Annotated in this window: 10 protein-coding genes; all 10 read right to left on the bottom strand. The window is 48.0% G+C overall.

Annotated features, from left to right (window positions below; all coding sequences use genetic code 11):
* Positions 1 to 4 precede the first annotated feature (4 nt).
* A complete protein-coding gene (gene trxB / locus C7R56_RS05150) occupies positions 5 to 976 on the bottom strand; it encodes a thioredoxin-disulfide reductase (protein WP_107995516.1) in 972 nt (323 codons plus the stop codon).
* A gap of 215 nt (positions 977 to 1191) precedes the next feature.
* Positions 1192 to 2085: a UTP--glucose-1-phosphate uridylyltransferase GalU gene (galU, locus tag C7R56_RS05145; RefSeq protein WP_106449305.1), complete on the bottom strand. Its 894-nt coding sequence runs from the start codon at positions 2083 to 2085 to the stop codon at positions 1192 to 1194.
* Positions 2082 to 3128 carry an NAD(P)H-dependent glycerol-3-phosphate dehydrogenase gene (locus C7R56_RS05140; RefSeq protein ID WP_107995515.1) on the bottom strand — a complete coding sequence of 349 codons (1047 nt, stop codon included), beginning with the start codon at positions 3126 to 3128 and terminating at the stop codon, positions 2082 to 2084. The genes galU and C7R56_RS05140 overlap by 4 nt, the downstream gene beginning before the upstream one ends.
* A gap of 19 nt (positions 3129 to 3147) precedes the next feature.
* The gene (locus tag C7R56_RS05135; protein WP_159072165.1) at positions 3148 to 3798 is read right to left on the bottom strand and encodes an HAD-IA family hydrolase; all 651 of its coding nucleotides are present in this window, start codon (positions 3796 to 3798) and stop codon (positions 3148 to 3150) included.
* Between the two features lie 7 nt (positions 3799 to 3805).
* Positions 3806 to 4642, bottom strand: coding sequence for a prolipoprotein diacylglyceryl transferase (lgt, locus tag C7R56_RS05130; protein WP_107995513.1), 837 nt, complete (start codon positions 4640 to 4642; stop codon positions 3806 to 3808).
* Positions 4643 to 4664: 22 nt separating this feature from the next.
* Positions 4665 to 5603 (bottom strand): HPr(Ser) kinase/phosphatase, encoded by a 939-nt coding sequence (gene hprK / locus C7R56_RS05125; protein WP_107995512.1) that lies wholly within the window; start codon positions 5601 to 5603, stop codon positions 4665 to 4667.
* A gap of 229 nt (positions 5604 to 5832) precedes the next feature.
* The gene (locus C7R56_RS05120; protein WP_107995511.1) at positions 5833 to 6177 is read right to left on the bottom strand and encodes a phage holin family protein; all 345 of its coding nucleotides are present in this window, start codon (positions 6175 to 6177) and stop codon (positions 5833 to 5835) included.
* The gene (locus tag C7R56_RS05115; protein WP_107995510.1) at positions 6177 to 6494 is read right to left on the bottom strand and encodes a PspC domain-containing protein; all 318 of its coding nucleotides are present in this window, start codon (positions 6492 to 6494) and stop codon (positions 6177 to 6179) included. The genes C7R56_RS05120 and C7R56_RS05115 overlap by 1 nt, the downstream gene beginning before the upstream one ends.
* A gap of 41 nt (positions 6495 to 6535) precedes the next feature.
* Entirely contained in the window at positions 6536 to 8047 is a 1512-nt protein-coding gene (liaX, locus tag C7R56_RS05110; RefSeq protein WP_159072164.1) for a daptomycin-sensing surface protein LiaX, read from the bottom strand.
* Between the two features lie 492 nt (positions 8048 to 8539).
* Positions 8540 to 11389 carry an excinuclease ABC subunit UvrA gene (gene uvrA / locus C7R56_RS05105; RefSeq protein ID WP_107995508.1) on the bottom strand — a complete coding sequence of 950 codons (2850 nt, stop codon included), beginning with the start codon at positions 11387 to 11389 and terminating at the stop codon, positions 8540 to 8542.
* Between the last annotated feature and the right edge of the window lie 83 nt (positions 11390 to 11472).

Genomic DNA, 11472 nt, shown 5'->3' with positions numbered 1-11472 from the left:
TCATTCAATCAGCTGTCTCGGCAGCAGCTTCAGCAGCTGCCAGACGATCATGCAAGCCTTCAATGTAAGAAAAAGCACGGTTCCCGGCTTCCCCACCATCTCCGACAGCAGTCGTGATTTGGCGCAGAAGCTTCTGACGGACATCCCCGATGGCAAATATGCCCGGTACGGCCGTTTCCATATGCTCATTCGTGATGATCCAGCCTTCTTCATCCGTGATGCCCAGATCAAGGAAGGCATCCGATTGCGGCAAAATACCGACGTAGATGAAGACACCGTCCACGGCATTTTCCGTGATCTCGTTGGTGTGCTTGTTCCTGATCACCACACCCGTGACTTTTTGTCCGTCTCCCTTAATTTCTTCCACAAAGGAATCCCACGTAAAGGAAACTTTCTCATTCTTAAAGGCACGGTCCTGGATGATTTTTTGGGCGCGCAAGGCATCCCGTCTGTGCACGATGTTAACTTCCGCAAATTGCGTCAAGTAAGTCCCTTCCTCCACGGCGGAATCTCCACCGCCTATCACTGCCAGTTTTTTGCCTTTAAAGAAGGCACCATCACAGACGGCACAATAGGAAACGCCGCGGCCGTTGTACTGCTCTTCTCCGGGAACTCCCAATTTGCGGTGGTGGGAGCCGGTCGCGATGATAATGGCACGCGTTTTATAGGATTTCTTGCCTGCTTCCACGATGCGGTAATCGCCGTCGATGACAATGCGTTTCACATCTCCGTAAGCGTGCTGGGCTCCGAATTGCATGGAGCTTTCGTACATCCTTTCAGCCAGTTCCGGACCCAATATCGATTTGAAGCCAGGATAATTTTCAATTTCGGCCGTATTGATCATTTCGCCGCCGGGCACGCCGCGTTCCAGCATCAAGGTACTCAAATTCGAACGGGAGGCATAAAGAGCCGCAGTCATTCCGCCTGGTCCGGCTCCGATGACGATGACGTCGTAAATTTTTTCAGTTTGTTCCATGTTTAGTGTATCTCCTTCTGGTGTTAAGTCTGTTCCGGGCTGGTTCCGGAATCTGGTTCCTATTCAGTTTACTCTGACTTTATTTTTTGTGCCACAATTCTGCTCAGGGCGCCGAATTAATGGAGAAGAAGCCGAGCCATGAATCGCAGAACGATTGATGGCCCGGCTTCTCTTATTTTATTCAAAAAACAATTGGCTTTGGATTGCCTAAATGACTACTTGCCTTCGTCCTCGGCAGTCAACTTTTCGCCCAGCTCCACCAGATAATTTTTCAATTTATCCTTTATTTCCGGATGGGTCAGACCGTAGGAAATACTAGTCGTCAGGAAACCGAATTTGTCTCCGACATCAAAGCGTTTGCCGTCGAAGCGTTTTGCGAAGACGCGCTGCGTTTGGTTTAGCGTATCGATAGCGTCGGTCAATTGGATTTCTCCGCCGGCTCCCGGGTTCTGATTTTCCAAAATTTCAAAAATTTCCGGAGTCAGTAAGTAGCGGCCGATGATCGCCAAATTGCTCGGCGCGTCTTCTGGATTCGGTTTTTCGACGAATCTGCGGACGTTGAACAAGCCAGGCTCCAATTCCTGATCCGGATCGATGATGCCGTATTTGGATGTTTCCTCATGCGGCACTTCCATCACGGCGATGTTCGAAGCATGCGTGCGCTCGTAAGCATCCATCAACTGCTTGGTCAACGGCACTTCATCTTCCATCAGATCATCCCCAAGCATGACCACGAAAGGCTCATCGCCGACAAAAGCTTTTGCCTGCAGAACCGCATGGCCCAATCCCAACGGATAAGATTGACGGACGAAATGGATGCGCAAACCGGTCGTTTCCTGCACCAATTCAAGCAATTCATTTTTGCCTTTTTCGCGCAGATTCGCTTCCAACTCGATATTCGAATCAAAATGGTCTTCGATCGGACGTTTGCTTTTTCCGGTTACGATCAGGATATCTTCGATCCCTGATGCTATAGCTTCTTCGACGATGAATTGAATGGTCGGCTTATCGACTATTGGCAACATTTCTTTTGCCATCGCTTTCGTTGCCGGTAAAAAACGCGTTCCGAATCCCGCAGCAGGAATCACTGCTTTTCTGACTTTCTTCATATTGACTGGCTCCCCTTTTCCACATTTTGAGAAGATTGTTCCGCTTTGCCTTCGCGCAGCATCAATTCCTCGATTGCTTTTTTGACATCGACTTTCTCGTACAACACTTTATAGATGGCTTCCGTGATCGGCATTTCGATGCCTTTTTCTTTAGCCAATTCATAAGCGGCTTTTGTTGTCGCCACGCCTTCAACGACCATTCCCATATTGTTCAGCACTTCATCCAAGTCCTGGCCTTTACCAATCAGATCCCCGGCTCGCCAGTTCCGTGAGTGGCGGCTTGTGCCGGTAACAATCAGGTCGCCTACCCCGCTCAAACCGAAGAAGGTCATTGGATCGGCTCCAAAGGCTGTTCCGAGTCGGCTGATCTCAGCCAATCCGCGCGTCATCAAAGCCGCTTTCGCGTTATCGCCATAGCCCAATCCATGGAGCGCTCCCGCACCTACGGCGATGATGTTCTTCAAAGCAGCGCCCAACTCAACCCCGATGACATCGGTGTTCCGGTAAACCCGAAAATAGGGATTCATGAACAGTTTTTGCACATACCCTGCATCCTCTTCGCTCTCGGATGCGGCAGTGATTGTTGTGATGTCTTTTTTGGCCACTTCTTCCGCATGGCTCGGTCCGGAAAGGACGACCAAGCTATCGTACTTTTCAGTCGGAATCTCTTCCTGGATGATCACGGAAATCCGCTTATGCGTATCCTGCTCCAAACCTTTGCTTGCATGGATCAGATGCGGCTTCGTTTGTCCGTCCAACAGCGTTGCGACTTCTTTCGCGACCACGCGGATCGCTTTTGTCGGAAGTACGAACAAGAGCGCGTCTGCTTCGTTTATGGCGGCTTTCAGATCTGTGTATGCCACAATCGCTTCACTCAACTTGGCACCCGGCAAGTAATGCTCATTCGTGTGTCGTTCGTTGATTTCTTTGATTTGTTTCGGGTCATTCCCCCAAAGGCGGACATCATGCCCATTCTCATCCAATACCATGGATAAGGCTGTACCCCAAGATCCTGCCCCCAATACGGCGACTTTTTGTTTCATTTTGCTCGCTTCCCCTCGATTAAACTCTCACGCCGGAAAGAATGTACTCTTCCAACTCCTGTGGATCTTTGACTATTTTTGTTGGCCGATATGGTTGGATGAAGGCAGTCGTTTTTTCGGACCAGCCCACAAAAATGCTTGTTACACCCGCATTATTGCCTGCGACTATATCGTGGTGATTGTCCCCGACCATTACGCTGGTTTCCCTTTCGGCGTCCAGACGATCCATAGCCAGAAAGAGCGATTCGGGATCGGGTTTCGGTTGCGAAAAATCGCCTGAGCCGAGGATCGTATCAAAATAATCCGTGATGCCGAGGATGGAAACTCCACGTTTCAGCACATCGCTGCGCTTCGTCGAAACAACGCCCAAGCTGAGGCCTTCCCGTTTGAGGTTCTCAAGCACTTCTTTGATTCCCGGAAAAATGCCGATCATTTCATCATGTTTCTCCAGCATGACTTCCCTGTAGCGGGCGACCAGTTCATCCTGTCTTCCTTGATCAAGATTCCCGTATATTTCTTCTAAACTAGGACCGTTGAACTGGGACATTTCCTCTTTTTTGAACCGGCCCGGAAAATTTTCCTCCATGACGACAAAGTGGCTTTCGCTGATGAGTTTGTTCGTGTCGGCAATCGTGCCGTCAAAATCAAATAATACTGTTTTGAATTTCATTACTCTATTATGCTCCCTTTCTGGTGATGTCTTTGTAGTAGGGATCAGGTGGATAATTATTTCTGCGTCTGTAAGCCCAGATTCCCATCGCTCCAAGGAACAGCAGGATGGACAGCGCCTGTGAAACCCGGATAGGCCCGAATAGATACAGGCTGTCCGTGCGCATGCCTTCGATGAAGAAGCGGCCGAACGAGTACCACATGACATAAGTGAACATCACTTCCCCGACACGCAACAGCTGTCCTTTTCGGCGCAGGAACAGGATCAGCACAAAACCGGCCAACGACCAAAGTGATTCATACAAGAAGGTCGGGTGGTAATATATTCCGTTGATGTTCATCTGTTCAATGATGAATTCGGGCAGGAACAAATTCTCCAAAAAGGCGCGGCTGACTTCCTCACCATGCGCTTCCTGGTTCATGAAATTCCCCCATCTGCCGATAGATTGCGCAATCAGGACAGCGGGTGCCAGAATATCCATCGTCAATGCAAAAGAAATCCCTTTTCGTTTCGTGTACCAGTAAATTGTCAAAATACCGGCTATCAATGCCCCATAAATGGCGATGCCACCATTCCAGATCTGAATGATTTCGCCTGGGTTCTGTAAATAATAATCCAATTCAAACAATACATAGTAAATGCGGGCGCCGATGATTCCAAGCGGTATCGTCCAGAACATCATATCGACAATAAAATCCGGATCCAACCCTTTTTTCTCGGCCTCTTTCGTCGCCAATGTCATGGCAATGAGGATGCCTACCGCGATGATGACACCATACCAACGGATTTCCAACCCACCGAACGACAATGCGACAGGATTCAATGCGGCTATCAAGTTATTCATTTATCTACTCCTTCATTCATGCCTAATCATTTTTTTGAACATTCTCTTTTATCAAAGCTTCCAAATTTCTTTCGAAAGTCTCAGCGGCGTTGTAGCCCATTGTTTTCGCACGGAAATTCATAGCCGCCACTTCGATGATGATGGCAAGATTTCGCCCTGTCTTTACCGGAATCGTAATTTTAGGGATGCCGACACCCAGAATGTTCACAATCTCCTCCGTGCTGCCCAGACGTTCAAATTTTTTGTCTTTGCTCCAAAGCTCCAGGTTGACGATCAGGTTGACTTCATTGGTCTGTTTGACTGCCCCGGCTCCGAACAGCGTCATCACATCGATGATGCCGATTCCGCGGATTTCGATCAGATGGCGTAGGATGCCCGGTGCCTCACCGATCAGCGTATTTTCATCATGTTGATACAGATCAACGCGATCGTCAGCAACCAGACGGTGGCCTTTTTGGATCAATTCCAAAGCCGTTTCCGACTTCCCGACGCCGCTGTCCCCTGTAATCATGACGCCCATTCCAAAAACATCCACGAAAACCCCGTGCATAGAAACCCGTTCGGCCAACTGCGCTTCAAGGAAATTGGTGATGTTACTGGATACTCTTGTCGTTCTGGACTGCGCCGAAAGAATCGGTATGCCGGCTTCCTGCGCGGCTTTCGTCAATTCTGCTGGCGCCTGCAGCTTGCGTCCGATGACGAAGCAAGGTGTCTCTTTGCTGCATAGTCGCCTCATGACGATCAAGCGCTCTTCAGCGGTCATCCTCTCGATAAATGTCAGTTCCGTTTTCCCCAACAACTGGATACGGGCCGACGGGTAGAAATTAAAGAAACCTGTCAACTCGACGCCGGGTCTGGAGATTTCGCTGGTCGTGATCTTGTTGTCCAAAAATTCTTCTCCGCTCAGTACAATATAACCTGAAGAATTCACTAATTCCTTTACAGTAACTGTATTCGCCATTCTTATCCCTCGCTCTATCATTTAATTTCCTGACCCTGATCAGGCAGGATTATTTTACATTTTCGTCTTACCGCAAACAATGATTGCATCGCTTGTGGTTTATTGTATTCCTATCCATCATAACATTTTATGGGTGCATACGAAAGAACAAAAAGGCAGCTGAAACAATCGTTTCAGCTGCCTTACTTTATGTTATTTGGTGCTAAGTGCCGTAGTGGAACCCTGTTGGCTAACGCGCATCGTCCCTGCTCAGGAACATATGCACAACCGACATGATCAAAGCCACCAGGAATGCTGTGCCGTAGCTCGTGAAGTGAAATCCGGGACCGATCAACCAAGACGTAAGATACAGCATAAAGCCATTGATGACGAAGCTGAACAAGCCGAACGTAAGGATCGTAATCGGGAACGAGAGGATCGAAAGCACCGGCTTGATCAAAAAGTTGACGATGCCCAAAATGATGCTGGCCCAAAATGCCGTCCAAAGGCTATGCACATAGAACGAAGGTGCCATGAAATAAGCCAGAGCGATGAACACCAACGAATTGACGGCCGCTTTCTTCCAAAATCCCATCAAAAATCACTCCAGTCGTCCTCATCTTGTTTTTCCACTGGTTTTGCTTCTTTTACAGATCTAGAGGCATCGGAACTGCGACGGGATGATGAAGAACCATATTTACCGCCGAATGATTGTCCATCGCCGCTTTGGCCCGGTTCAGGCATCAGTACAGCCATCAGGATGTACAGCAATACAGGCGATCCGACACCCGCAAATACGGAAATCAGAAATATCACACGCACAATCGTCGAATCGATGCCGAAGTATTCGGAAATACCTCCCAGAACACCGCTGACTTGTCTGTCTGTAGCAGATTTAGTTAATTTTTTCATGTTCGTTCTCTCCTTATATATGCCATTTATTGTCGCTATTTTTAGTTATTTTTTAAGAATATGTTTCCTGTTGTTGTCTTTAATTCTACCATAACCGGCGCTTCCTCGTCCATTCGTCTGAATTCCAAGTACTTGTTGGTGTGTTCATTTTTTTGACGGATGATTTCAATATTTTCCATCCGATTCATGATTTTGCCCAAAGAGCTGCTGGCTTTCACTTCTGCACTTTTGGAAGCCGGCAAGGACAGTTTGACGGAACCGTTGACGGAGCTGGCTTGAATTTGTTTTGCGTTGGTTCCTGGATAGGAAAGTTTCACATCGCCGTTCACAACGGAAACAGTTGCGCTGATGACATCACTCTTGATCGTCAGACTGCCGTTTATGGTCTTCGCCAGAACATCAACGATTGTACTTTCTGAAACATCCAGATTCCCATTGACGCCATCCGTCTCCAACATGATGGCCTTGAGACCTGAGATGACCATATTGCCATTGGTGGATTTGATGTAAAAATCTTTTCCTTCAATGTTCTTCAAGCTTGCATTCCCGTTCAACATCTTGATTGCGACGTAATCGTATTCACGTTTCGGCAAGGAGACGATGATATCGCATTTCACTCTTTTGTTCGGAACGCGGAAAGTAAATTTATCCTCATCCATCACCAGCGTACTCCGCGCATCGAATGCTTCCTTCGCTGTCGCTTCTTCGGTTTTCCCATAGATTTTCACATCCGCGGCGACCGAAATGGTTTCGTTATCCCAACTCTGCAACGTCACGTTGCCGTTGGCCAGTTGAAAATCAAGAATCGTCGCTGTATTTTGATCAAATGTGAATTCATGCTGGAATTTGCTGGTGATCAACCCAGGGATCTTGATGTTGAAATCAGTGTCTTTCCAATCGACATTCTCTACGACCGTTTGCACCGTGTCGGTCAAAAATTTACTAAGTTGTGCGCCTGCTTTTGTGAGGCGATCGGTGAAATTGGTGGCTGTGTCTTTCCATTCCTCTTTATTGCCCAGTTTCTCCCCAAAGGATTTCACGCTGTTTTCCACATGCTCCTTCTTGAGGCTGCGCATTTTTTGTTCCATCTCAACTTTTTCGGCTTCCAGTGCGGCAGCTTGCCCGCGCAGACCATCCAGCTCTTCATCCAAGCGCATCAGGGTGATTTCTTGTTCGCCCGTCAAATCGCCCAGTTCATCGGCTGTCGCCAATTCTTGCCTTTTTTCGGCTTTGTCGTTGATCTGTTTTTTCAGCGATTGCAACGCTTCGCCCTTCGCATCGATCTGAGAGGAGAAATAGGAAATTTCACTAGCCAGTTCATCCAAAATCTTTTCCAAATTTTCACGGTCTTCCCGCTCTTGCTCAGATGCTTGATCGGTTTGCTCTATGTACTCTGATGCAGCATCAGGTTTATCGGTAAAATCTTGCTGCTGATTCAATTTCACAGCATCTTTTCCTTCGCGCTTCGCCAAGTTTTCCAAAAGTACCAATGCTTCTTCTGTAGTGATGATGCCTTCCTTTACCAACGCCAAAATACGGTCTCTTTCATTCATGGTAGTTCCTCCTTGATGGTTATCCATTTATCTATTCACTGACATGGGACAGTTTGCCTGTTTTCTGATTATCTTTTGCTTATGTCCTTATTATGCCTAATTTCCTTTCCCTTGTCATAGGTCTAAAGATTGATTTTCCCTTCAGCAGAAATGACTAGAGAATTGTAAGAAAAGCGGAACGGGTTCGTTCAGCCCTGAAAGAAATTTAGGAAATCTGACCTCGCAACGTTCCCTACGGTCACCTTATACTGGGAGTCTAAGGGATGAATCCCTAAGACTCCCATGCAATGAGCATCGTAGAGCGCAATGGGTCAGATTTATCTAATTTCCGAAGGGCTAACCCGTGAAGCTAGCCAACGCTTTGGATTGCAAGGAACATTTTACAATCCTATAGAACACTAACGGTGATGCACTTTTGATTCCAATTAATTTTATACTTTCCTAGTATTACGAGGAAAAAAGGCCAACCGGAATCGGCTGGCCTTTCGCTATCTATTTTGTCTTTTTGTTTCTTGCTTTATCCCGTTCCAGAATGGGTTTCAGGAATTGGCCGGTGTAGCTCCCCTTCACTTCGGCAATTTCTTCCGGAGTTCCGGTCGCGAGCACGGTTCCTCCGCCGGCTCCGCCTTCAGGTCCCATATCGATGATGTAATCGGCCGTTTTGATCACGTCGAGATTGTGTTCAATCACGACAATCGTATTGCCGGCTTCCACCAATCGGTCCAAAACCTGCAACAATCTGGCGATATCGTGCGTGTGCAACCCCGTGGTAGGTTCATCCAGTATATAGAATGTCTTCCCGCTGGAAACGCGTTGCAGTTCACTGGCCAATTTCATCCGCTGGGCTTCCCCGCCGGATAGAGTAGTGGCTGGTTGTCCTAATGTAACATAGCCAAGGCCGACATCGACGATAGTCTGCAATTTGCGCCTGATTTTAGGGATGGCTTCAAAATAGGCCAAAGCTTCCTCAATCGTCATATCCAACACTTGAGCGATGTTTTTGCCTTTGTATTGCACTTCCAAAGTTTCTGAATTGTAACGCGTGCCATGACAGACTTCGCAAGGCACGTAGACATCCGGCAAGAAATGCATCTCGATCTTCAGAATGCCGTCGCCGCGGCAGGCTTCACAACGCCCGCCCTTGACGTTGAAGCTAAACCGGCCTTTTTTGTAGCCGCGTATTTTGGCTTCGTTGGTGCTGGCAAAAAGGTCGCGCATGTCATCGAAAACGCTGGTATAGGTTGCTGGATTGCTTCGCGGTGTCCGTCCGATCGGGCTTTGGTCGATATCGATGACTTTCTCCAGACCTTCGAAACCGCTGATTGTCTTGAATTTGCCCGGTTTTTCTTTTGTTCGGGTCAATTCTTTGGCCAGGGCTGTCTTCAGGACATTATTGACCAAGGAGCTCTTCCCCGAACCGGAGACGCCGGTGACTGCCACAATTTTCCCTAGAGGAAAAGCCGCGTCCACATTCTTCAGATTATTTTCAGCGGCGCCGGTGATTTTTACGGCACCTTTGTCTGCTGTCCTTCGTGTCTCCGGAACCGGGATGAACAATTTCCCTGACAGATATTTCCCGGTCAGCGATTTCCTGTTTTTCATGACTTGCTCAGGCGTACCGGCAGCCACAATTTCGCCACCGAGTTCACCTGCACCTGGTCCGATATCGATCAGATAATCCGCCTGCATCATCGTGTCTTCATCATGCTCCACAACGATCAGCGTATTCCCGAGATCACGCATATTTTTCATTGATTCGATCAAGCGGTTATTGTCGCGTTGGTGCAACCCGATGGATGGCTCGTCCAAAATGTAGAGCACACCGGACAGGTTGGAGCCTATTTGCGTAGCCAAACGGATCCGCTGCGCTTCCCCGCCGGAAAGCGTGCCCGCCGTCCGGCTCAAGGTCAAATAGTCTAGGCCGACGTTCTTCAGGAAAGTCAGTCGTGACAATATTTCCTTAAGGATAGGCGCCGCAATCTGTTTCTCTTGTTCCGAAAGGGAAATCTCTTCGAAGAAGGCGACCGCATTCTCGATGGAAAACTCCGTGACTTGACCGATATCGTGTTCTGCAACCTTTACGGACAGGGCTTGCTCATTCAGTCGATAGCCCTGGCAAGTATGACAAGCCAGCTCGGTCATGTATTGGCGCATCGCTTCGCGCGTAAAATCGCTCGATGTCTCTTTGTAGCGTCGATTGACATTAGTGATGACCCCTTCAAAAGGGATATCCACATCCCGAACACCCCCGAATTCATTCTGGTAATGGAAATGAAACAATTCACCTCCAGCACCATAAAGCAGTTTTTTCTGGGTATCGGTGCTAAGTTCAGCGTATGGAAGATCCATATCAATTCCGTTTTGGACACAAAATTGGCGCAGCATTTCCGGGTAGTAATTCGAACTGATCGGGTTCCACGGCACCAACGCACCTTCATTTAAGGAAAGCTGTTTATCCTGAACGATCAAGTCAGGATCGACTTCCAATTTCATCCCTAATCCATCACATTCGGAACAGGCTCCATAGGGCGCGTTGAAAGAAAACAGGCGCGGTTCGATTTCACCGATCGTAAATCCACAATAAGGACAGGCGTGGTGTTCACTGAACAAAAGCTCTTCACTCCCGATAACATCAACGATGGCGTATCCATCCGCCAAATGCAGGGCCGCTTCGATCGAATCAAAGATTCGCGAGCGGATGCCCTCCTTGATGACCAACCTATCCACAACGATAGCGATATCGTGTTTCTTATTCTTTTCCAATTCAATGTCCTCAGAGACATCAAACAACTCTCCATCGACGCGGACGCGAACGTAGCCTTGTTTTTTGATGTCTTCGAATACTTTTTTGTGCTGCCCTTTTTTCCCTTTGATGATCGGTGCCAGTATCTGCAGTTTCGTGCGTTCCGGCAGCTCAAGAACCTGATTTACCATCTGTTCGGGCGATTGGCTGCTGATCGGCGTGCCATCATTCGGACAAATCGGGTGACCCACACGGGCAAAAAGCAGTCGCAGGAAGTCATTGACTTCTGTAACTGTACCGACAGTCGAACGGGGATTGCGGTTCGTCGTCTTCTGATCGATCGCAATCGCTGGGCTCAATCCATCGATGCTGTCCACATCCGGTTTGTCCATCTGTCCCAAAAACTGGCGCGCATAGGCGGAGAGGCTTTCCACATAGCGTCTTTGTCCTTCCGCATAAAGCGTATCGAAAGCCAACGAACTCTTTCCCGATCCGGAAAGACCGGTCATGACGACAAGTTTGTCTCTCGGAATGGTAACATCTATATTCTTCAAATTGTGCGAACGGGCTCCCCGTACGATGATTTGGTCTTTTGCCATATTTTCAGATCCTTCTTTGACTTATTCTTTGGTTTTCGTCTGTTTTCTATTCTCTTTCAGTATACCATATCAAGTCCGAAAAA

Source organism: Trichococcus paludicola, assembly GCF_003052295.1.
Taxonomy (GTDB): Bacteria; Bacillota; Bacilli; order Lactobacillales; family Aerococcaceae; genus Trichococcus; species Trichococcus paludicola.
This window is presented reverse-complemented; position numbering and strand designations above follow the sequence as displayed.

Coding starts and splice junctions, on each gene's coding strand:
- hprK (WP_107995512.1), bottom strand. CDS start 5,603: ATGGCGAATACAGTTACTGTAAAGGAATTAGTGAATTCTTCAGGTTAT.
- liaX (WP_159072164.1), bottom strand. CDS start 8,047: ATGAATGAAAGAGACCGTATTTTGGCGTTGGTAAAGGAAGGCATCATC.
- trxB (WP_107995516.1), bottom strand. CDS start 976: ATGGAACAAACTGAAAAAATTTACGACGTCATCGTCATCGGAGCCGGA.
- lgt (WP_107995513.1), bottom strand. CDS start 4,642: ATGAATAACTTGATAGCCGCATTGAATCCTGTCGCATTGTCGTTCGGT.
- C7R56_RS05115 (WP_107995510.1), bottom strand. CDS start 6,494: ATGAAAAAATTAACTAAATCTGCTACAGACAGACAAGTCAGCGGTGTT.
- uvrA (WP_107995508.1), bottom strand. CDS start 11,389: ATGGCAAAAGACCAAATCATCGTACGGGGAGCCCGTTCGCACAATTTG.
- galU (WP_106449305.1), bottom strand. CDS start 2,085: ATGAAGAAAGTCAGAAAAGCAGTGATTCCTGCTGCGGGATTCGGAACG.
- C7R56_RS05120 (WP_107995511.1), bottom strand. CDS start 6,177: ATGGGATTTTGGAAGAAAGCGGCCGTCAATTCGTTGGTGTTCATCGCT.
- C7R56_RS05135 (WP_159072165.1), bottom strand. CDS start 3,798: ATGAAATTCAAAACAGTATTATTTGATTTTGACGGCACGATTGCCGAC.
- C7R56_RS05140 (WP_107995515.1), bottom strand. CDS start 3,128: ATGAAACAAAAAGTCGCCGTATTGGGGGCAGGATCTTGGGGTACAGCC.